The sequence below is a fragment of the Pseudomonas sp. GW821-FHT09C08 genome (genome assembly GCF_059418125.1).
Map to the genome: position 1 here is coordinate 1 of NZ_JBWKPG010000016.1, position 21,024 is coordinate 21,024.

Sequence of the window (21,024 nt, forward strand, 5' to 3'; positions counted from 1 at the left end):
AGTTACCAATACAACGCTCAAGGACGTCTGTTCGCTCACGGTATAAGCGACGTCGAAGGCGCGATTTACCAACGCCAGTACGACTACGACAAATCCGGCAACCTCACCCGCCTGCTCGACACCCGCAAAGGCGAACACCACTACCACTACGACCCCCTCGCCCGCCTGACCCGTGCCGACCACTCGCAGGATGTGCAAGAACGCTTCGGCCACGACCCGGCCAGCAACCTGCTGATGCAAGACCGCCCAGGGCCGGACATCGTTGCTGGTAACCGGCTGATGATCCAGGGCGACCGCCATTACGACTATGACGCCTTCGGTAACTTGATTCGCGAACGACGTGGCCGTGGGCATACGCTGATCACTGAATACCGCTACGACTGCCAGCACCGCCTCATCGGAATCACCCAACCCAACGGCCAAACCGCGAGCTACCGCTACGACCCGTTTGGGCGGCGGATCAGCAAAACCGTTGATGAGACAACCACGGAGTTTTTCTGGCAAGGCGACAAGCTGATTGCCGAGCATCGCGCGGATCAGCATCGCAGCTATTTCTACGAACCCGACAGCTTTCGGCCGCTGGCGTTGCTCGAGGGCTTCGGCCCAAAGGCCACCAAGCCCTACCACTACCAACTCGACCACCTGGGCACCCCACAGGAACTCACCGCCCCGGATGGCGAAATCGTCTGGTCCGCGCATTACCGTGCCTATGGAGAAATCAGCCGCCTAGACGTCGGAAAAGTCGACAACCCGCTGCGTTTCCAAGGCCAGTACTTTGACCAGGAAAGCGGGCTGCACTACAACCGCCATCGCTACTACAATCCGGATGTTGGCCGCTACCTGACGCCGGATCCGGTGAAGCTGGCGGGAGGGATTAACGCCTACCAATACGTGCCCAATCCTACGAGATGGGTGGATCCGCTGGGACTGAGTACATGCCCAGGGAATAACGAATGTAAACCATCGTTGAGTGTTGACGAGCCGGTACCACAACATAATGATGGACAGCCAACCCTACCCACTGCCCACTCTCATTTCCCAAGCGACCCTAATGATTTAACAGACGTGCTCGGAGTAGCGCCAAAAGTCTCTATGACAAAGCATGACACTCAGCGAATGGAGTGGAGACCTAACAGTAATACCCGCATAAGATTTGAGAGCCATCCGGGAGATGAGGGTATATTCGTACAGAGACATCACGGCGAACACTATCACATAGAGTTAAAGCCCAACGAGTCCAGTTGGAAACAGGCTGAAAAAAACAATCTAGTAATGAAAGTCATGCCAAGCAATTACAAAAAAGGGCACGGAACCGGATTTTTACCGGGTGAAAAACATCCAGGAAGCTGATATGAAAAAATTCCCTGTGGCAGATGGAACAATTGAAAAACTGATTTGCAACCGCAATACATTAATAATGGAATTTACAGACTGGCAGGAAAGACGATGGGAGATAACTTTCAACGATCTAGTTGCCTTTCAAGGCTTAGGCGCTGTCGGCACCGAATTATGCGACATGTACGAAGAGGAAAACACATGGCTTTCGCAAGAAGCAACTAGACTCGAGCCTGGTGAAACTGGAACAACTTACTGCTTTACATCGAGTAATGGCGGAGAAACAATTCTTCGTGTAGTTGCTGGTAGCTATAGCGCACAAGAGATATGACATTGACTGACGCGAACGTTCAGCGAAATATCAATGAGATGCTAAAATTAAATTAGCATCCTTCAGTCGCTGGCCACGCAGCCAAACCAATATCCTTTGTGAAGAATCTAATCACTACCCCCAGCTTCCTAGAAAAAAATACGCATTGAGAATATAAAAAATTATGTATACGACCACATCAACAGATAGCCAACCATCTAAAACCAAAGCACTTTAACTAACAAAAACTTATTAACCCGAAAAAATGAAGATTATTTGTGCCCCCCTTACGCTGAACGCAATGAGATTATTTAGATATAAATGATTGCCAAGACTCTCTATCTTGAAACCATTCACGGGGGCACAGCATCAGTTATTAATTTCGGCTTGGAAGGTTGGTTTTGGGCGTGCTTACGAAACACCCACCACCAGACTAGACCCTGAGCCGAATCCGCAGCACAATCGGCTCACCAAATGAGCTGAATAACCTCTCTATTCGGCTCACGCACCCAGGCATTCCACCATGGCTCATCCGTACTGGATCTGGCAACACGCCGACTGGCCTCACTTCCACTGGCAACCCGCTCGCCTCGCGGCTTTACTGCGCGAATGCGGACAAGCCCAAGGCAAGCTGTTGGGCATGCTCGGCTCCGTCAGCCAGGCAGTCAGCGCACAGAATGAACTGGATGCGCTGCTGCAAAATATCCTAACGTCCTCGGCGATCGAGGGTGAGCAGTTGAATGTCGGCTCAGTGCGCTCGTCCCTGGCAAGGCGGATGGGCCTGGAAGCGATGGAAGACGGTCAGGTAAGCCGCCGCAGCGAAGGCCTCGCCGAGTTGATGATGGATGCCACCCAACAATTCACCCAGCCGTTTACCCTCGCCCGCCTACTGAACTGGCATCACTTATTGTTCCCGGCCCCGGAAGCGAGCTATGCCGCTCGAGCGCTCAGTATTGGATCCTTGAGGGGAGATGAGCCGATGCAAGTGGTGTCGGGCCGGCTTGATCGGCCGACCGTGCATTTCGAGGCCCCGCCACGTCTGGGACTGGAGCAGGCACTGGCGGATTTCCTGGAGTGGTTCGAAACCAGCCGCGATCAGCCGGAACTGGACCCATTGGTACGCGCCGCCGTCGCGCACTTCTGGTTTGTCACACTGCACCCCTTCGATGACGGCAATGGTCGCCTGACACGCGCTATCACCGATTTGGCACTGGCCCAAGGTGAACACCAGGCCATCCGTTTCTATGCCATGTCAGCCAGCATCCTCGAAGACCGCACCGGCTACTACAACGCGCTGGAATCCAGCCAGAAGTCCTCCCTGGATATCACTGCCTGGCTGGAGTGGTTCCTTAAAACCCTGTTACGCAGCGTGCAGCAGGCCATGGCGCGGATTGACCGGGTGCTGGAAAAAAGTCGGTTCTGGCAGCAACACCGCGACCGCCCTTTATCGGCTGAACAGATCAAGGTCCTCAATCGCCTGCTCGACAGTGGTGAGAAGGGCTTCGAGCACGGCATCAGCGCGGCGCAGTACCAGGCGGTGGCAAAGGTCTCCAAGGCGACAGCGACGCGACACCTGGCGGACCTGCTGGAGAAAAACTGCCTGGTCCGCCTCCCCGGAGGCGGCCGCAGCACGCGTTATCAGGTCAATACAGGGGGCGAGTGACACCCCGCTCATTTGCCCAGAATCCCCATGTCTGCTAGTGTCGCGCCGGTTTACCGTCTACCGGAATAGCCGCCATGGCCCGCAAAAAAGTTGCACTCGATTTCGAACAATCCCTCGCCGACCTGCAAACCCTGGTCGAGCGTCTGGAGAACGGCGAGCTGTCGCTGGAAGACTCGCTGACGGCGTTTGAGCAAGGTATCGGCCTGACCCGCGACTGCCAGAGCGCCTTGGCGCAGGCGGAGCAGAAGGTGCAGGTGCTGCTGGAACGTGACGGGGAGTTGGCCGAAGAACCTTTCGATGCGGAACAGCCGGAATGATCGACGCGTATCAGGCCAGTAGCCAAGCCCGGGTAAATGCGGCGCTGGAGCCCTTGTTTGTTGCGCCAAGCCCGGAAATGACGCGCCTGTATGAAGCCATGCGCTACAGCGTGATGAATGGCGGCAAGCGTGTGCGCCCGCTGCTGGCCTACGCGGCCTGCGAAGCCCTGGGGGCGCCAGCCGAAGAGGCGAATGGCGCGGCCTGTGCGGTGGAGCTGATTCACGCCTATTCCCTGGTGCATGACGATTTGCCGGCGATGGACGACGACGATCTGCGTCGCGGCCAGCCGACCACCCACAAAGCGTTCGATGAAGCCTATGCGATCCTGGCCGGCGATGGCCTGCAGAGCCTGGCGTTCAGCGCGTTGCTGGACCCGGCGTTGAGCAGCGTCAACGCCGAGATCCGGTTGCGCATGGTCACCGCCCTGGCCCACGCCGCAGGCCCGGCCGGCATGGTAGGCGGGCAGGCGATCGACATGGGTTCGGTCAGCCTCAAGCTGGACCAGCAAGCCCTCGAGCACATGCATCGCCACAAGACCGGCGCGCTGATCGAAGCCGCCGTGCACCTCGGCGCCCTGGCCAGCGGGCGTGCCGAAGCCGCGCAATTGGCGGCCCTGACCACCTATTCCCGGGCCATCGGCCTGGCGTTCCAGGTGCAGGACGATATTCTCGACGTAGAAAGTGACACCGCCACCCTGGGCAAGCGCCAAGGTGCGGATATCGCACGGGACAAACCGACTTATCCTGCGTTGCTCGGCCTTGAAGCCGCCAAGGCCTATGCCCTGGAACTGCGTGACCAGGCCCTGGACGCCCTGCGACCTTTCGACGCGGCGGCCGAGCCCCTGCGCGGCCTGGCGCGGTATATCGTCGAACGCCGCCACTGATAACGGCGGCTATTGCAGCCGCATATCAGCCAAGTTCGGCGCTCTGCGTGGGCAGTTTGCGATGCTTGAGGTAAACTGCCGCCTCTTCTATACCTATAACGATTCGCCTGATGCCCACGACGTTCCAAGAGATTCCCCGCAAGCGCCCGTCCACGCCCCTGCTCGACCGTGCTGCCACGCCGGCCGGCCTGCGTCGACTGGGTGAAGCCGAGCTGGAAACCCTGGCCGATGAACTGCGCCTGGAATTGCTCTACACGGTCGGCCAGACCGGTGGGCATTTCGGTGCCGGCCTGGGCGTCATCGAGCTGACCATCGCGTTGCACTACGTATTCGACACCCCGGACGACCGGCTGGTGTGGGACGTGGGCCACCAGGCGTATCCGCATAAAATCCTTACCGGCCGTCGCGAGCGCATGGGCACCCTGCGCCAGAAGGACGGCATCGCGGCCTTCCCGCGTCGCTCCGAGAGCGAGTACGACACCTTTGGCGTCGGCCACTCCAGCACCTCGATCAGTGCAGCGCTGGGCATGGCCATTGCCGCCCGCCTGCAAGGCAGCGACCGCAAGGCGATTGCCGTGATCGGCGACGGCGCGTTGACCGCCGGCATGGCCTTCGAGGCGCTGAACCACGCGCCGGAAGTGGACGCCAACATGCTGGTGATCCTCAACGACAACGACATGTCGATCTCGCGCAATGTCGGCGGCCTGTCCAACTACCTGGCCAAGATCCTCTCCAGCCGTACTTACGCCAGCATGCGCGAAGGCAGCAAGAAAGTGCTCTCGCGTCTGCCCGGCGCGTGGGAAATTGCCCGCCGTACCGAAGAATATGCCAAGGGCATGCTGGTCCCCGGCACCCTGTTCGAAGAGCTGGGCTGGAACTACATCGGCCCGATCGACGGCCATGACCTGCCGACCCTGATCGCCACGCTGCGCAACATGCGTGACCTCAAGGGCCCGCAGTTCCTGCACATCGTCACCAAGAAGGGCAAGGGTTTCGCCCCGGCGGAAGTCGACCCGATTGGTTACCACGCGATCACCAAGCTCGAACCCGTCGATGCACCCGCTGCAGCGCCGAAAAAAGCCAGCGGGCCGAAGTATTCCGGTGTGTTCGGTGAATGGCTGTGCGACATGGCCGCCGCCGACCCGCGCCTGGTGGGCATTACCCCGGCAATGAAGGAAGGCTCCGACCTGGTCGCCTTCAGCGAGCGTTTCCCGCTGCGCTACTTCGACGTGGCGATTGCCGAGCAGCACGCGGTGACCTTCGCCGCCGGCATGGCCTGTGAAGGCGCCAAGCCAGTGGTCGCGATCTACTCCACCTTCCTGCAGCGCGGCTATGACCAACTGGTCCACGATGTGGCGGTGCAGAACCTCGATGTGCTGTTCGCCATCGACCGCGCCGGTTTGGTCGGCGAAGACGGCCCGACGCACGCCGGCAGCTTCGATCTGTCCTACCTGCGCTGCATCCCCGGCATGCTGGTGATGACACCGAGCGACGAAAACGAATTGCGCAAGATGCTCAGCACCGGCCACCTGTACAACGGCCCGGCTGCCGTGCGCTACCCACGTGGCAACGGCCCGAATGCGGTGATCGAGAAAGACCTCGAGCCAATCGAGATCGGCAAGGGCATCGTGCGTCGCCAAGGCAGCAAGACTGCGTTCCTGGTGTTCGGCGTGCAGCTGGCCGAAGCCTTGAAAGTCGCCGATAAAATCGACGCGACCGTGGTCGACATGCGCTTCGTCAAACCCCTGGATGAAGCCCTCGTGCGCGAAATCGCCGGCAGCCACGAGCTGCTGGTGACTGTCGAAGAAAACGCCATCATGGGTGGCGCTGGTGCGGCGGTCAGCGAGTTCCTGGCGCGCGAGAACATCCTCAAGTCGGTGTTGCACCTGGGCTTGCCGGATGTGTACGTCGAACACGCCAAGCCGGCGCAGATGCTCGCTGAGTGCGGGTTGGATGAGGCCGGCATCGATGCATCGGTGCGCGAGCGCCTGGCACTGCTCGGCCTGTAACCCCGAATCACCTGTAGGCGCTGGCTTGCCTGCGATAGCATCACCTCGGCCTCACTGAAAAACCGAGGTGCCTGCATCGCAGGCAAACCAGCACCTGCATTGGTTTCATGCCGTGTTCAAATGCAATGGACAGCCCATGAGTCGCCTTCGCTTCGCCCTGCCCTTCCTTCTCCTGCCCACCACCGACCTGCTCGCCGATACCTTCGAGCGCGACGACGCCCTGAAACTCCCCGACGTCGTCATCAGCGCCAACCGCCAGGTCCAGGCGCGCAACGACAGCAGCGCTGCCAACACCGTATTCACCCGCGACGACATCGACCGCCTGCAGCCCACCAGCCTCACTGACCTGCTCAGCCGCGTGCCCGGCGTGCAAGTCGCGCCCACCGGTGGCCGTGGCAGCTTGCCGGGCATTTACATTCGCGGCACCAAATCCGCACAAAGCCTGGTGCTGGTGGACGGCCAGCGCATCGCCAACACCACCTCCGGCGACAGCGGCCTGCAGTACTTGAATGTCGACCAGATCGAGCGGGTGGAAGTGCTGCGCGGCTCGCGCTCGGTGATCTACGGCAGCGACGCGATTGGCGGGGTGATCCAGGTGTTTACCCGGCGCAACGCCGAGCAAGGCCTGCAACCGCGCATGAAGCTCGGGTTTGGCAGCAACGGGACGTGGGAGCGCAGCCTCGGCGTATCCGGCGGCGACGAGCACACGCGCTTCAACCTGGGTGCGAGCCTGGATGAAACCGCGGGCATCAACTCGACCCACCAATCGTTTCCCAGCGATGGCGATCATGATGCCTACCGCAACCAGTCCCTCAGCCTGAACCTCAGCCACGCGTTCAGCGACACGCTGGAGGCGGGATTCAACCTGTTGGATAACCGCGGTAAATCGGAGTACGACAACAGCTTCGGCCGCTACGACGTCGCGACCGGCCAGACCGTTGGGCAAAAGCCCTACACCGATTACACCGTCAGCAGCGCCAGCGGCTATGTCGATGCCACGCTCAATCAGCATTGGCAATCGCGCCTGGAGCTGGGCCACAGCGAAAATCGCGATACCAAGCGCGATACCCTCAGCGATGACTCCAGTGTATTCAACACCTATCGCGACTCGGTCAATTGGCAGAACGACCTGACGCTCAATGAGCAAAACCGCCTGATCCTCGGCGGCGACTGGTACGAAGACCGCTTCCACGGCTCCACCACCTTTACCGAAAACAGCCGCTGGAACCGTGCCGCCTTTGTGCAGCATCGCTTTCGCGGGGAGTGGTTTTCCACCGAGCTGGGCCTGCGCCGCGACCAGAACCAGCAGTTCGGCAGCCAGAACAGCTGGAGCGGCACCCTGACCGTGCCGGTCAACCCCGACAACGACCTGCTGCTGAGCTACAGCGAAGGCTTCCGTGCGCCGACTTTCAACGACCTGTACTACCCGCAGACGCAATACAGCAACCCCGACCTGCAACCCGAAACCTCCAAGAGCTACGAGCTGCAATGGCGCAGCCAATTGACTGACAGCACACGCCTGGAAGCCTCGCTGTACCGCACCGACTTGAGCGATGCGATCATCCTCGATCGCACCGGCAAGCCGCAGAACGTGGCGTCGGCGCGCATCAACGGGTTTGAAGCGGCGCTCAAGCAGGACCTGTTCGGCTGGCAAGGCAACCTTGGCCTCGCCGTCATCGACCCGCGCGACCGCGACAGCGGCCACACCCTGGCCCGCCGGGCGCGGCGCACAGTGAGCCTGGACTTGGATCGTCAATTCGATAAGTTGGGCCTGGGTGCCAGCTGGCAGGCGATCAGCAGCAGCTACGACGATGAAGACAATCGCAGTCGCCTGGGCGGGTATGCGCTGCTGGGGCTGCGCAGCAGTTGGGCATTGAACCGTGAAGTGTTGCTGTCGGTGAAGGTCGATAACCTGCTGGACAAGACGTACGCCCGCGCGATGTACAGCTACAACGACCCGGCGTTCCTGAACAATCACGATTATCGCGAAGAAGGCCGGGTGTGGATGTTTGGGGTGACCTGGACGCCTGAGATGTGAGGCGCGTGTGCAGGCCTCATCGCCGGCAAGCCAGCGCCTACAACGGGAATGCGCTCACCCTCTAGCAGCCGACTTGCCGGCGATAGCAGTCTCACCGGCTCGGCGCAATCACCTTACACAGCCGCCCCACCGCCTCCAGCATCTGCCCGCTGGGCCGCTCCAAGCCTTTATCCGGCACCACGCGCACCCGTCCTGCCATCGCCGGCCAGACCTTCCAGGCCTGCAGCTGAGCCGGATCACCCACCAGGATCATCTCGGGATCACGCTGCAACACTGACTCAATGCTGACCTGCGGCGCGGGCAGCTTGAGATCGTCGAACACATTGCGCGCGCCGCACACATTCAACGCATCGCTGATGATCTGCCCGCCGCCCACGGTGTACAGCGGCTGGTCCCACACCTGGTAAAACACCCGCAATGGCTCGGCACGTTGATAGCGCTGGCGCAATTCGGCCAGGCGTTGGCGCAACTGCACAGCCAGTTGCCGGCCGGCCTCGGCGCGGCCCAGCTGTTCGGCAATCGTCTGGACCTGGGTAGTGAGTTGTTCGAGGCTGTGCGGTTCGGCGACGAAAACCGGGATGTTCAGGCGCTGCAGCTGCTCGCGCTGGGCCGGGCCGACGCTGCCGGGCCAGAGCAGGATCAGGTCGGGCTTGAGGCTGAGCAGGCGCTCCATGTCCAACTGGCCGTACTTGCCAACCGACGGCACGTTGGCCAGCGCTTCCGGGCGCTCACCGCCATCGAGCACGCCGACCAGCAGGTCGGCAGCGCCCAGTTCAGCCACGATTTCAGACAAGGATGGCGCCAGGCTCACTACGCGCTCGGCCGCCCACGCCGGGGCACTCAGCGCCAGCAGCAGGACCGCCAGCCAGTGACGCTTCATCCCAGTTGACGGGGAATGCGGTAGAGGTAGAACAGCACCAGGGTCGACAGCGCCAGCAGAAACAGCGGCACCGCTTCCAGGCCGACGAACACCGCCAGCGCACCGATCCACGCGGGTATGGCAGCCACCAGCAACGCCGTGCGCCGGCGGGCCGCGAGGGTGATCCAGGCAGCCGGCTCTTCGGCGGTATCGAGGGCTTTGGCGGTAGCGATCAGCGCGTGTTTATAGCCGTGAAAATAGCGCAGGCTGAGGAACATCGAGGCCACGCCGGCAATAAAGAATGGCATCGCCAGCACCGGCAGCAGGGACTCGGCCTGGCCAAACACCAGGTTGATCACGAACAGCGGGAGCAGCGCCAGGGCCAGGTACTGCCACCAGTTGAAGGACAGTCGCCGTTTCACCTGGCCGCGGGTCACGCGCGATCGACCTCGCCCTGATGCTCGTTGCCCATCATGTGGTCGAGCTTGCTGGCCTTGGTCGCGAGGTAGAGTTTGTTATGCGGGTTGTGCCCGGTGTGCAGCGGCACGCGTTCGGCCACAGTGATGCCCATCTCGGTCAAGGCCTTGACCTTGCGCGGGTTGTTGGTCATCAGGCGTAGGGATTTGACGCCCAAGTGCTCGAGCATCGGCAGGCAGATCGCGTAGTCACGCTGGTCCGCGGCGAAGCCCAGGCGCTCATTGGCCTCGACGGTATCGGCGCCGCCATCCTGCAGCTCGTAGGCGCGGATCTTGTTCAGCAAGCCAATGCCACGGCCTTCCTGACGCAGGTACAGCAGCACGCCACGGCCTTCACGGGCGATGGCCTGCAGCGCGGCTTCCAGTTGCGAACCGCAGTCGCAGCGCTGGCTGAACAGCGCGTCACCGGTCAGGCATTCGGAGTGCACGCGCCCCAGAACCGGCGCGCCATCAGCGATATCCCCCAGGCTGAGCACAACGTGCTCGCGACCGGTGGCTTCTTCGAGAAAGCCGTTCATGGTGAACGTGGCAAAAGGGGTAGGCAGCTTGGAAGCAGCGACGAAAACGACGGGCACCGTGTGCTCCTGATTTCAGTTTTTACAGTGGCGGCCATTGTAACAGCAGGTTCCTACAGACGCTTAAGCTGAATTATCGCTGATAAAGATCAATCGGTTCGATTGGCCTTCATCCCGGTTCTATGCAGGTCAGAACGGATACGGCTGTTTCCAGCGCTCGAAAATCGGCTTCAGCTCGGCATTTTTTACCAGGGTCGCCATGCGCTGGTCGAACAGTGCCATTAACCCCCGTCCACGCTCGTTGTCGGCAAACCCGACATACAACGGCAGTTCGGCAATATGCGTCAGCCTGAAGCGCGCCGGGTCGTCGGCCTGCTTGAGGACGTAGGAAGCTTCGGTCAGGGCATCGATGTAGAAGTCGGCCCGGCCGTGCAGCAGCATCGCCAGAATGCCGTCGCGCCGCTGGATCTGGTCGAAACGGTGCACATTGGGCAAGTACTCCTCGTACTTGTAGCCGCGCACCCAGGCCAGGCGGTAATTGCCGAGGGTGGCCACGGTCGGCGTCGCGGTGCTGGCCAGGCCGAGGGCGTAGATATGATCGGAATCGAAGTTCCAGTGCGGGTACAACACACCATGGGCTTCTTCGCGATAGGAACCGACCCAGCCATCCACCTCGCCACGCTGGGTCAGGCCGACCGAACGGGTATAAGGCACGGTGCGGGTCTGCAGCCTGATCCCCGCAGGCTCGAACACCTGACGCAGCACATCCCAGGCCAGGCCGCTGCCGTCGGCGTTGGTGTAGTCGTCCCAGGCCTCACTGGCCAGCAGCACCTTGCCGGGCACCACCGGCACTTCCCGCGCCAGGGTGGGCGCCGCGACAGCACACAGCAGTATCAGCAGCCAGCGGCGCACATCCATGGTGACGACCTCCTGCAAAGCCTTGCATCCGTGATAACGCTATAGAGGGTAGCGCAGCTCGCCGACTCAGGGCGCCTCGCGAAAATGCTGATAGCCGCGAACGGCCGGGGTGATGTCCTGCCCGGCAGCATCCAGCAGCGTCACGCCCTGCCCCGCCTCGACCCGGCCGATCACATGGATCGGCCAGCCGCCGGCCAGCAGCGGCGCCAACTCGACAGGCGGCAGGGTGAACGCCAGGACATAATCGTCGCCGCCGCTCAAGGCCGCCACGCGCGCGGCGTCATCACCGACAAACGCCAGCAGCGGCGCCGACAACGGCAACCGCTCGCGCTCGATCAATAGGCTGACGGCCGATGCCTTGGCGATATGCCCGCAATCGGCCAGCAGCCCGTCGGAGATATCCATCGCGGACGTAGCCTTGCCACGCAGCGCCAGCCCCAAGGCCAACTGCGGCTGCGGCGACCAGTAATGGGCCAGCAGCGGATCGGCGATGGCCGCGTCGGCGCTGCGCTGCCCCAGGACCAGCGGCAAGGCACCGGCGGCATTGCCGAGTTCACCGCCCACGCACAGCAGGTCGCCCGGCTGCGCACCGCTGCGGGTCAGCGCCTGCCCGACGGGTACACGACCAAACACGGTCAGGGTCAGGCTCAACGGCCCGCGTGTGGTATCGCCGCCCACCAGGCCCACACCGCAGCGTTGCGCCATGGCGTTCAAACCCTGGGCGTAGCGCTGCAGCCAATCGGCATCGACCGTCGGTGTCGTCAGGGCAAGGGTAAACGCGAGGGGATGGGCGCCCATGGCGGCCAGGTCGCTCACCGCCACGGCCAGCGAGCGCTGGCCGAGCAGGAACGGGTCACAGGGGTCGGCAAAGTGCACGCCGGCCACTAACGTATCGGTGGAAATTGCCAGCTGCTCCCCGGCAGGGAGCGCCAGCAAAGCGCAGTCATCGCCAATCCCCAGGGCAACGCCTTCGCCGCCCTGCGCACAGGGCGCGGCGGCGAAGTAGGTGTGGATCAGCTCAAACTCACCCATGGGAACTCAAGCGCGGCTTAGCGCTTGTGTTCCTTCACTTCGGCTTCGCGCAGGCGCGGGGCCAGCTTGTCGAGCACGCCGTTGACGAACTTGTGGCCGTCGGTCGAACCGTAGACTTTCGCCAGTTCGATCCCTTCGTTGATCACCACGCGGTACGGCACGTCGACGCGCTTGAGCAGTTCCCAGGTGGACAGGCGCATGACGCACAGTTCAACCGGGTCCAGTTCCTCGATGGTCAGGTCCAGGCAAGGTGCCAGGGCCGTATCGATCTCGGTCAGGTTGGCGTGGACGCCGTGCAGGATGTCGTGGAAGTAGCTCTGGTCGGCGAACGTAAAGTCGTTGTCGACACGAAACTGTGCTTCGATTTCGTTCAGCGAAGCGCCTGCCAGGTGACGCTGGTACAGCGCCTGGGTCGCGAGCTGACGCGCCTTGCGACGCTTCTCGCTCTTGGAGGGCTTGCCGGCATCCGCAGGACGTGGCTCCTGAGGGTTGAACTGATCGCTCTCGTCGGAAATCACTTGGCCTCCAACTGCGACAGCAGGCTGACCATTTCCAGGGCGGACAGGGCAGCTTCAGCGCCTTTGTTACCGGCCTTGGTGCCGGAACGCTCGATGGCTTGCTCGATGGAATCCACGGTCAGCACGCCAAACGCAACCGGCACGCCGAACTCCATGGACACCTGGGCCAGGCCCTTGGTGCATTCGCCAGCCACGTATTCGAAGTGCGGAGTACCGCCACGAATGACCGCGCCCAGGGCGATGATCGCCGCGTATTCACCCTGTTGTGCAACTTTTTGCGCAACCAGTGGAATTTCGAAGGCGCCAGGCGCACGGATGATAGTGATGTCGCTCTCGCTCACACCGTGGCGAACCAGGGCGTCCACGGCACCGCTTACCAGGCTTTCAACCACGAAGCTGTTGAAGCGGCCAACCACCAGGGCATAGCGGCCTTTGGGGGCGATGAAGGTACCTTCGATGGTCTTCAGGGTCATTCGACAAATCTCTTAAAGAGCCGGGACGCGAAAAGTGCGTCCCTCAGTGATGATTTAACCGCGAACAAGGGGCAGGAATCGCCGGCCTTTATTCGGAGGGCACGTATTCTACAACTTCCAGGTCGAAACCGGATATCGCATTAAATTTCATTGGCGCACTCATCAGGCGCATTTTGCGCACACCGAGGTCGCGCAGGATCTGCGAACCGGCGCCGACGATGCTGTAGGTGGTCGGCGTCTTGACCTGGGCATGCTCGGCGGTTTCGCGAATATGCGCGAGCAGGACGTCGCCATCCACCGGGTTGCCGAGCAACAGCACCACACCACTGCCAGCCTCGGAAACCGCAGCCATGGCGGCGCGCAGGCTCCAGCGACCCGGTTGCTTGACCATCAGCAGGTCGCGCAGCGGGTCCATGTTGTGCACCCGCACCAGGGTCGGTTCGTCGGCGCAGATGGTGCCCAGGGTCAGGGCCATGTGCACGTCGCCTGCCACCGAATCACGGTAGGTCACCAGGTTGAATTGGCCCAGCTCGCTGTCCAGCGGCTGCTCGGCAATCCGCTGAACGGTACGTTCGTGGATCATGCGGTAGTGAATCAGGTCGGCAATCGTGCCGATCTTGATGCCGTGTTCAGCGGCGAAGGCTTCGAGTTCGGCGCGACGGGCCATGGTGCCGTCGTCGTTCATCACTTCGCAGATCACCCCGCTCGGCTCGAAACCGGCCATGCGCGCCAGGTCGCAGGCCGCCTCGGTGTGGCCGGCGCGCGCCAGAGTGCCGCCCGGCTGGGCCATCAGCGGGAAGATATGGCCGGGGCTGACAATGTCTTCAGCCTTGGCGTCTTTCGCGGCAGCCGCTTGCACGGTGCGCGCGCGGTCGGCGGCGGAGATACCGGTGGTGACGCCGGTGGTCGCTTCAATCGACACGGTGAACTTGGTGCCGAAGCCCGACCCATTGCGCGGCGCCATCAACGGCAGCTTGAGCAGTTCGCAGCGCTCACGGCTCATGGGCATGCAGATCAGCCCACGGGCGTGCTTGGCCATGAAGTTGATGTGCTCGGGCTTGCAGGCCTCGGCGGCCATGATGATGTCGCCTTCGTTCTCGCGGTCTTCGTCATCCATCAGGATGACCATCTTGCCTTGGCGGATGTCTTCAACCAGTTCTTCGATGCTATTGAGCGCCACGCGGCACCCCCTTGGTCAGGATTTCAGGTAGCCGTTAGCGGCCAGAAAACTTTCAGTGATGTTCCCGGCAGTTGGCTCTGCGGCCTTATCGCCCAACAACAGGCGCTCCAGGTAACGGGCAAGCAAGTCGACTTCCAGATTCACCCGGCGACCCGGCTGGTAGGACGCCATGATGGTTTCGCTGAGGGTGTGGGGAATAATCGTCAGTTCGAATTCGGCGCCATTCACGGCGTTCACGGTCAGGCTGGTGCCGTCGACGGTGATCGAGCCTTTGTGGGCGATGTACTTGGCCAGTTCTTTCGGCGCGCGGATGCGAAACTCCACGGCACGCGCATTTTCGCTGCGGGCAACCACTTCGCCGACGCCGTCGACGTGGCCGCTGACCAGATGGCCACCGAGGCGGGTGGTCGGGGTCAGGGCTTTTTCCAGATTGACCGGGCTGCCGGCCTTCAGGTCGTTCATCGCGGTGCAGTCCAGGGTTTCCCGGCTGACATCGGCGGCAAAGCCGTTGCCCGGCAGTTCGATGACGGTCAGGCACACGCCGCTGACGGCGATGCTGTCGCCCAGCTTGACGTCGCCGAGGTCGAGCTTGCCGGTTTCAACCAGCAGGCGCACGTCGCCGCCTTTGGGGGTCATGGCGCGGATGCTGCCGATGGATTCGATAATGCCGGTGAACATGGCCTTCTCCTGGAAAACGGTGCGGGCACTTGAGCGCCCGGTCAGAATTATACGCTCGCGGGTGGAAGCGGGACGGCAGTGACTCGCCAGTCGTCGCCTACCGCGCGCATTTCAGTGATCTTGAGTTGGGGGGCGTCGGCGAGTTTCTCAAGCGGCCAGTCCAGCAAAGGCCGCGCGGCGGAGCCAAGGAACTTGCCGGCGACGAAAATCACATACTCGTCGACCAGCCCCTGCTGGGCAAACGCACCGGCCAGGCTCGGGCCGGCCTCCACCAACACTTCGTTGACGCCACGGGCGGCCAGCGCCACCAGTGCCGAGCGCAGGTCGACCTGACCGTCCACGCCCGGCACCACAAGGCACTCGGGCCCGCGCGGAAACTGGTTTTCCGGGGTCACGCAGGTGATCACCAGCGCGGGGCCCGCCTTGAAGAATGGCGCATTGAGCGGCACCCGCAGGCGCCCGTCGATCAACACGCGCAGCGGTGGGCGCGACAGGGCGAGTGCCGTAGTGTCCGCATCCAGGCCCAGCTCGGCGGCGCGCACGGTCAGGCGGGCGCCGTCGGCCAGCACTGTGTCGGCGCCGGTCAGCACCACGCTGGCTTCGGCGCGCAGACGCTGCACGGCGGCGCGGGCAGCCGGGCCGGTGATCCATTGGCTTTCGCCGCTGGCCATCGCGGTGCGACCGTCGAGGCTCATCGCCAGCTTGACCCGCACAAAGGGCAGGCCATGCTCCATGCGTTTGAGAAACCCGGGATTCAGCGCACGCGCCTGTGCCTCGAGCACACCGCTGTGCACCTCGATACCCGCCTGAGCCAGGCGCTGCATGCCCCGCCCGGCCACTTCCGGGTTCGGGTCCTGCATCCCGGCGACCACCCGCGCGACGCCGGCGCTCATCAGTGCGTCGGCACACGGCGGCGTGCGGCCATGGTGGCTGCAAGGTTCGAGGGTCACGTACACGGTGGCGCCGCGCGCCTTGTCACCGGCGGCGCGCAGGGCGTTGGGCTCGGCATGCGGTTCGCCGGTGCGTTCATGCCAGCCTTCGCCAACCACCTGCCCATCGCGCACAATCACGCAGCCGACCCGAGGATTGGGATGGGTGGTGTACAGGCCCTTGCGCGCCAATTCGAGGGCGCGGGCCATGTAATGGGCGTCGAGGACGGCCTGTTCAGCAGAAGGTGGGTTCATTCTTTGACCGGCTCACGGGCCAGGCGGTCGATCTCTTCGCGGAACTCATTGAGGTCCTGGAAGCGTCGATACACCGAAGCGAAACGGATATAGGCGACTTCGTCGAGCTTTTGCAGCTCGCCCATCACCAGCTCTCCAACCACCAGGCTCTTGACCTCGCGCTCGCCGGTCGCACGCAGCTTGTGCTTGATATGCACCAGCGCCGCTTCCAGCCGCTCGACACTCACCGGGCGTTTTTCCAGGGCGCGCTGCATACCGGCGCGCAGTTTTTCTTCGTCGAAGGGCTGGCGGCTGCCGTCGGACTTGATCAGCCGTGGCAACACCAGTTCGGCGGTTTCAAAGGTGGTGAAACGTTCACCGCAGGCCAGGCATTCGCGCCGGCGACGCACTTGATCGCCCTCGGCGACCAGACGCGAGTCAATGACCTTGGTGTCGTTGGCACCGCAGAAGGGACAGTGCATGGTGGCAGGCAACAAAAAAAGGGAGGGCCATGGTAGCGCATCCCCGTGGCAAGACAAGCCATAGCCTTTACGGTATATAGGCTGACTATTATGTTTCATATTTTTTAAGCCACGGATTTTGTCCTTTCTGGAGCCGTACATGCAGTTACGACCACTTGTTTTGCTTACCCTGTTCAGTTTCCTGGTCGCCTGCAGCAGCGAAGCCCCCAAGCCGGCCGCGCCTCAACCCACGCCTGCGCAAGAGAAAAAAGTCCCAGGCATCGAGGACCTCGGCCCCCTGCCCGCCTACCAGCGTGAAATCAGCGGCAGCCTGACCAACGTGCCGGCCGGCGCCGAAGTCGAGATGGCGCTGCTGGTCATCGATGACCGTTCGCGCCCGCAACAACTGCTGGCCAGCAGTGTGCTGACCGGCAACGGCCAGCCACTTGCCTTCCGCCTGCGCTACAACCCCGAAGCCTTCCCGGCCGGTGCGCGGGTTGAATTGCGCGGTCGCGCCAGCCAGTCCGGCCAGTTGATCCTGCACCTGCCCGCCGTGCGCATCACCCAGCCGATCACCCAGACCACCGGCCCCCTGCAACTCGTCAAGGCACCATGACGCCACCGCTGGACCTGCAAGCCGCGCTGAGCGAGCTGATCGGCGACGCGCACTTGGTGCCCTGCCCTTTGCCGGGCACTGAGTTGTCGTTGTGGTTGCTTGACGCCGACAACATGGACCGCGCTTTCAGCCCCGAAGAAACCCGGCGCATCCTGCACGAGCCGCCTTACTGGAGTTTTTGCTGGGCCAGCGGCCTGGCTCTGGCACGCTACCTGGCGGCGAACCCGCAATGGGTTGCGGGAAAACGCGTGCTCGACTTCGGCGCCGGCTCCGGTGTGGCCGCGATTGCGGCGCTCAAGGCGGGTGCGCTGGAAGTGGTGGCCTGCGATCTGGATCCGCTGGCGTTGGCGTCCTGTCGGGCGAATGCCGAGCTCAATGGTTTAGAGCTGAGCTACTCGGCGGACTTTTTCGCCGAAGCCGACCGCTTCGACCTGATCCTGGTCGCCGACGTGCTCTATGATCGGGCCAACCTGCCGCTGCTGGACCAGTTCCTGAGCCGAGGCCGCGAAGCGTTGGTGGCGGACTCTCGCGTGCGCGATTTCCAGCATCCGGATTACCGGCGACTGGAGATCCTGGATGCGCTGACGTTGCCGGATTTGGCCGAGCCTTGGGAGTTTCGCAAGGTGAGCCTGTACCATTCGCGGCGTTCTTGAGGTTATCGCCGGCAAGCCAGCGCCTGCAGGTGAGCGCATTCGCCTGCCGGACACGCTTTCAGCCAATCGCGCCAGCCCTTATAGTTGCCCCATTCCCGCTTTATTCGAGACGCCCCATGAGTGAGCCCACGCCGTACATCTTCGATGTCACCACCGCCAACTTTGATCAGGCAGTGATCCAGAACTCCTTCGAAAAACCTGTGCTGGTGGATTTCTGGGCCGAGTGGTGCGCGCCGTGCAAGGCGCTGATGCCGATGCTCGCGCAGATCGCCGAGAGCTATCAGGGCGAGTTGCTGCTGGCCAAGGTCGATTGCGATGCCGAGCAGGATATCGTCGCGCGGTTTGGCATTCGCAGCCTGCCGACCGTGGTGCTGTTCAAGGATGGCCAGCCGGTCGACGGTTTTGCCGGGGCGCAGCCGGAGTCGGCGGTGCGGGCGATGCTGGAGCCGCATGTGCAGATGCCACCACCGGCCGCGGCAGATCCGCTGGAGCAGGCCCAGGCGCTGTTTGCCGACGGCCGCATCAGCGATGCCGAAGCGGTGCTGGTGGCGCTGCTGGGCGAGGACAATACCAACGCCGCGGCGTTGATCCTGTATGCGCGCTGCCTGGCCGAGCGCGGTGAGCTGGGTGAAGCCCAGACCGTGCTGGACGCGGTCAAGAGCGACGATCACAAGGCCGCCCTCGCCGGGGCCAAGGCGCAAATCACCTTCCTGCGCCAGGCCGCCGACCTGCCGGACGCTGCCGACTTGAAAAGCCGCCTGGCGCAAGACCCGCAGGACGACGAAGCGGCTTATCAACTGGCCATCCAGCAACTGGCGCGCCAGCAGTACGACGCGGCGCTCGAAGGCTTGCTCAAGCTGTTTATCCGCAACCGCAGCTACAGCGAAGGCTTGCCGCACAAGACCTTGCTGCAGGTGTTCGAACTGCTGGGCAATGATCACCCGCTGGTGACCGCGTACCGCCGCAAGCTGTTTGCCGCGCTGTACTAATCGCCGATCCAACTATACAGCGGCGTATCCCCGCCGCTGCTCACCTTGACCTTGGCACTATGGCGCAGGCGCACCAGCAGGCGCTTGCCCGCCGACGCGTCGCCCGCCAAACCTTCAAGCTGGTCGAGCAACTCCAGGCCATTCAGTTGGCCGGCGTTGCGCAACAGGTCCTGGGCGCCCTGCCACTGGTCGTCATTGTGCTTGGCCGGCGCCACCGGCGCGGCAGCCGCACTCGTCACGGGCGCAGCCTGCAACTGCGCGCCGAGCCGCGCCCAATCGCCGTCATCCAGTTCCAGCGTCAAGTCCACCGGCAGGTCGCCGACGGTTCCACGAATTCGCAACATCGTCCTTACTCCTGCACTTTTCTGACGGGCATGCTCCCATGCGGCTTGCGCAACGCCAAGCGGGCGGTCAAACTCTCGGCACTATTGTTATAAGATCACATAACAAAACTTTCATGTTCTGGAGCCTTCTCATGCGCCGTCTGCTGCTTGCTTTGCCGTTTGCCCTGTTGCCACTCGCCATCGCCCATGCTGCCGACGAGCACGATCATGAACACGAGCACGGCAGCCTGGGTGCCCACGAACACGGCGTCGGTCGCCTCAATGCCGTACTCGACGGCCAGGCCCTGGAGCTTGAGCTCGACAGCCCGGCGATGAACCTGGTGGGCTTCGAACACCTGGCCACCACCCCTGCAGACAAGGCCAAGGTCGCCACTGCACGCAAGCAGCTGGAAAACCCTGTCGCCCTGTTCAACCTGCCCAAAAGTGCCGGTTGCGTCGTGAGCACCCAGGAACTCAACAGCCCATTGTTCGGCGACAAACCCGAAGTTGACCACGACGACGATGACGATCACGACGCCAAAGACGGCGCCCACGAGCATCATCACGACCACAGCGAAATCCACGCGCATTACCAATTCACCTGCGCCACGCCGACAGCCCTGAGCAACCTGGACCTGAGCCAGGTGTTCAAGACCTTCCCTGCCACGCAGAAAATCCAGGTACAACTGATTGGCCCGAGTGGCCAGCAAGGTGTGGAAGCGACGGCACAGGCAGCTACCCTGAAATTTTGAGTTCATGCCTCAGTCAAGGTGGAAGCTGGCTTGCCTGCGATAGCATCGACGCGGTGTTTTCTGATACACCGCGTCGCTTGCATCGCAGGCAAGCCAGCTTCCACACCTGATCGGTGTCATCATTCAAATCAAACCAGACCACTGACTCCCCATGACCCAAGCGCTAATCGAACTGTCTGACCTGGGCTTCAACTGGCCCGGCCACCCACAGTTGCTGGACATCCCCGCGTTCCGCCTGGAAGCAGGGGAAACCCTGTTTCTCAAGGGCCCGAGCGGCAGTGGCAAAACCACCTTGCTCGGCCTGCTCGGCGGCGTGCAGAAGCCCAGCCGCGGCAGTATTCGCCTGCTCGGCCAGGAGCTGACCGAACTCTCGGCCGGCGCCCGCGACCGCTTTCGCGTCGACCATACCGGCTACATCTTCCAGCAGTTCAACTTGCTGCCGTTCCTGTCGGTGCGCGAAAACGTCGAGCTGCCCTGCCACTTTTCCAAGCTGCGTGCGCAGCGGGCGATCCAGCGCCACGGCAGTGTCGACGAGGCCGCTGCCACCCTGCTCGCGCACCTGGGCTTGAAGGACCGGGACTTGCTGGAGCGCCGCGCCGACTCGCTGTCGATCGGCCAGCAACAACGCGTTGCCGCCGCCCGTGCGTTGATCGGCCAGCCAGAATTGGTGATCGCCGACGAGCCCACCTCGGCCCTGGACTACGACGCCCGCGAAGCCTTCATCCAGTTGCTGTTCGCCGAATGCCGCGAGGCCGGCGCCAGCCTGTTGTTTGTCAGCCATGACCAGAGCCTGGCGCCGCTGTTCGACCGCAACCTGTCGCTGGCCGAACTCAATCGCGCCGCCACGCCCGCAGAGGTTTGA

General features: G+C 62.6%; 24 protein-coding genes. 12 read left to right on the forward strand and 12 right to left on the reverse strand.

Annotation, left to right across the window (positions count from 1 at the left end; translation table 11 throughout):
- The 7 genes from AC07OJ_RS29370 to AC07OJ_RS29400 all read left to right on the forward strand — a co-directional run.
- Nucleotides 1-1,350, forward strand: a 1,350-nt coding sequence (locus AC07OJ_RS29370; protein WP_495095711.1) for an RHS repeat domain-containing protein, incomplete at its 5' end; no start/stop codon positions are given.
- A gap of 1 nt (nt 1,351) precedes the next feature.
- The gene (locus AC07OJ_RS29375; protein WP_495095712.1) at nt 1,352-1,666 is read left to right on the forward strand and encodes a hypothetical protein; all 315 of its coding nucleotides are present in this window, start codon (nt 1,352-1,354) and stop codon (nt 1,664-1,666) included.
- 502 nt (nt 1,667-2,168) lie between these two features.
- On the forward strand, nt 2,169-3,308 hold the full coding sequence (locus AC07OJ_RS29380; protein ID WP_495095713.1) for a Fic family protein: 1,140 nt from the start codon (nt 2,169-2,171) through the stop codon (nt 3,306-3,308).
- A gap of 74 nt (nt 3,309-3,382) precedes the next feature.
- Nucleotides 3,383-3,625 carry an exodeoxyribonuclease VII small subunit gene (locus tag AC07OJ_RS29385; protein WP_003176346.1) on the forward strand — a complete coding sequence of 81 codons (243 nt, stop codon included), beginning with the start codon at nt 3,383-3,385 and terminating at the stop codon, nt 3,623-3,625.
- Nucleotides 3,622-4,509, forward strand: coding sequence for a (2E,6E)-farnesyl diphosphate synthase (gene ispA / locus AC07OJ_RS29390; RefSeq protein WP_065909986.1), 888 nt, complete (start codon nt 3,622-3,624; stop codon nt 4,507-4,509). The genes AC07OJ_RS29385 and ispA overlap by 4 nt, the downstream gene beginning before the upstream one ends.
- A gap of 110 nt (nt 4,510-4,619) precedes the next feature.
- Entirely contained in the window at nt 4,620-6,518 is a 1,899-nt protein-coding gene (gene dxs / locus AC07OJ_RS29395) for a 1-deoxy-D-xylulose-5-phosphate synthase (RefSeq protein WP_495095714.1), read from the forward strand.
- 136 nt (nt 6,519-6,654) lie between these two features.
- On the forward strand, nt 6,655-8,556 hold the full coding sequence (locus AC07OJ_RS29400) for a TonB-dependent receptor domain-containing protein (RefSeq protein ID WP_495095715.1): 1,902 nt from the start codon (nt 6,655-6,657) through the stop codon (nt 8,554-8,556).
- Nucleotides 8,557-8,647: 91 nt separating this feature from the next.
- On the opposite strand, the gene AC07OJ_RS29405 is transcribed toward AC07OJ_RS29400, so the two are convergent.
- The 11 genes from AC07OJ_RS29405 to nrdR form a co-directional block, all read right to left on the reverse strand.
- A complete protein-coding gene (locus tag AC07OJ_RS29405; protein ID WP_495095716.1) occupies nt 8,648-9,436 on the reverse strand; it encodes a cobalamin-binding protein in 789 nt (262 codons plus the stop codon).
- Nucleotides 9,433-9,852, reverse strand: a complete 420-nt coding sequence (locus AC07OJ_RS29410; RefSeq protein ID WP_065909981.1) for an MFS transporter — start codon at nt 9,850-9,852, stop codon at nt 9,433-9,435. Before AC07OJ_RS29410 ends, AC07OJ_RS29405 begins: the two co-directional genes overlap by 4 nt.
- Nucleotides 9,849-10,466: a GTP cyclohydrolase II gene (gene ribA, locus AC07OJ_RS29415; protein ID WP_065909979.1), complete on the reverse strand. Its 618-nt coding sequence runs from the start codon at nt 10,464-10,466 to the stop codon at nt 9,849-9,851. The genes AC07OJ_RS29410 and ribA overlap by 4 nt, the downstream gene beginning before the upstream one ends.
- Before the next feature lie 129 nt (nt 10,467-10,595).
- On the reverse strand, nt 10,596-11,324 hold the full coding sequence (locus AC07OJ_RS29420) for a substrate-binding periplasmic protein (protein WP_495095717.1): 729 nt from the start codon (nt 11,322-11,324) through the stop codon (nt 10,596-10,598).
- Nucleotides 11,325-11,390: 66 nt separating this feature from the next.
- Nucleotides 11,391-12,356: a thiamine-phosphate kinase gene (gene thiL, locus AC07OJ_RS29425; RefSeq protein WP_495095718.1), complete on the reverse strand. Its 966-nt coding sequence runs from the start codon at nt 12,354-12,356 to the stop codon at nt 11,391-11,393.
- 17 nt (nt 12,357-12,373) lie between these two features.
- Entirely contained in the window at nt 12,374-12,874 is a 501-nt protein-coding gene (gene nusB, locus AC07OJ_RS29430; RefSeq protein WP_044269051.1) for a transcription antitermination factor NusB, read from the reverse strand.
- The gene (gene ribH / locus AC07OJ_RS29435) at nt 12,871-13,347 is read right to left on the reverse strand and encodes a 6,7-dimethyl-8-ribityllumazine synthase (protein ID WP_003176356.1); all 477 of its coding nucleotides are present in this window, start codon (nt 13,345-13,347) and stop codon (nt 12,871-12,873) included. The genes nusB and ribH overlap by 4 nt, the downstream gene beginning before the upstream one ends.
- Before the next feature lie 88 nt (nt 13,348-13,435).
- Nucleotides 13,436-14,527 (reverse strand): bifunctional 3,4-dihydroxy-2-butanone-4-phosphate synthase/GTP cyclohydrolase II, encoded by a 1,092-nt coding sequence (gene ribBA, locus AC07OJ_RS29440; RefSeq protein WP_065909973.1) that lies wholly within the window; start codon nt 14,525-14,527, stop codon nt 13,436-13,438.
- A 15-nt stretch (nt 14,528-14,542) separates the two neighbouring features.
- A complete protein-coding gene (locus AC07OJ_RS29445) occupies nt 14,543-15,205 on the reverse strand; it encodes a riboflavin synthase (RefSeq protein WP_065909971.1) in 663 nt (220 codons plus the stop codon).
- A gap of 47 nt (nt 15,206-15,252) precedes the next feature.
- On the reverse strand, nt 15,253-16,389 hold the full coding sequence (gene ribD / locus AC07OJ_RS29450) for a bifunctional diaminohydroxyphosphoribosylaminopyrimidine deaminase/5-amino-6-(5-phosphoribosylamino)uracil reductase RibD (RefSeq protein ID WP_495095719.1): 1,137 nt from the start codon (nt 16,387-16,389) through the stop codon (nt 15,253-15,255).
- Nucleotides 16,386-16,850, reverse strand: a complete 465-nt coding sequence (nrdR, locus tag AC07OJ_RS29455) for a transcriptional regulator NrdR (protein ID WP_016978538.1) — start codon at nt 16,848-16,850, stop codon at nt 16,386-16,388. Before nrdR ends, ribD begins: the two co-directional genes overlap by 4 nt.
- A gap of 139 nt (nt 16,851-16,989) precedes the next feature.
- Here nrdR and AC07OJ_RS29460 point away from each other — a divergent pair, with 139 nt between their 5' ends.
- The 3 genes from AC07OJ_RS29460 (at nt 16,990) to trxA (ending at nt 19,087) form a co-directional block, all read left to right on the forward strand.
- Nucleotides 16,990-17,445, forward strand: coding sequence for a YbaY family lipoprotein (locus AC07OJ_RS29460; RefSeq protein ID WP_065909967.1), 456 nt, complete (start codon nt 16,990-16,992; stop codon nt 17,443-17,445).
- Nucleotides 17,442-18,098 (forward strand): class I SAM-dependent methyltransferase, encoded by a 657-nt coding sequence (locus AC07OJ_RS29465; protein WP_495095720.1) that lies wholly within the window; start codon nt 17,442-17,444, stop codon nt 18,096-18,098. The genes AC07OJ_RS29460 and AC07OJ_RS29465 overlap by 4 nt, the downstream gene beginning before the upstream one ends.
- Before the next feature lie 116 nt (nt 18,099-18,214).
- Nucleotides 18,215-19,087 carry a thioredoxin gene (trxA, locus tag AC07OJ_RS29470; RefSeq protein ID WP_065909965.1) on the forward strand — a complete coding sequence of 291 codons (873 nt, stop codon included), beginning with the start codon at nt 18,215-18,217 and terminating at the stop codon, nt 19,085-19,087.
- On the opposite strand, the gene AC07OJ_RS29475 is transcribed toward trxA, so the two are convergent.
- On the reverse strand, nt 19,084-19,431 hold the full coding sequence (locus tag AC07OJ_RS29475; protein ID WP_106802509.1) for a hypothetical protein: 348 nt from the start codon (nt 19,429-19,431) through the stop codon (nt 19,084-19,086). The genes trxA and AC07OJ_RS29475 overlap by 4 nt on opposite strands.
- A gap of 131 nt (nt 19,432-19,562) precedes the next feature.
- On the opposite strand from AC07OJ_RS29475, the gene AC07OJ_RS29480 reads away from it, so the two are divergent.
- On the forward strand, nt 19,563-20,162 hold the full coding sequence (locus AC07OJ_RS29480; RefSeq protein ID WP_495095721.1) for a DUF2796 domain-containing protein: 600 nt from the start codon (nt 19,563-19,565) through the stop codon (nt 20,160-20,162).
- Nucleotides 20,163-20,313: 151 nt separating this feature from the next.
- Entirely contained in the window at nt 20,314-21,024 is a 711-nt protein-coding gene (locus tag AC07OJ_RS29485; protein WP_495095722.1) for an ABC transporter ATP-binding protein, read from the forward strand.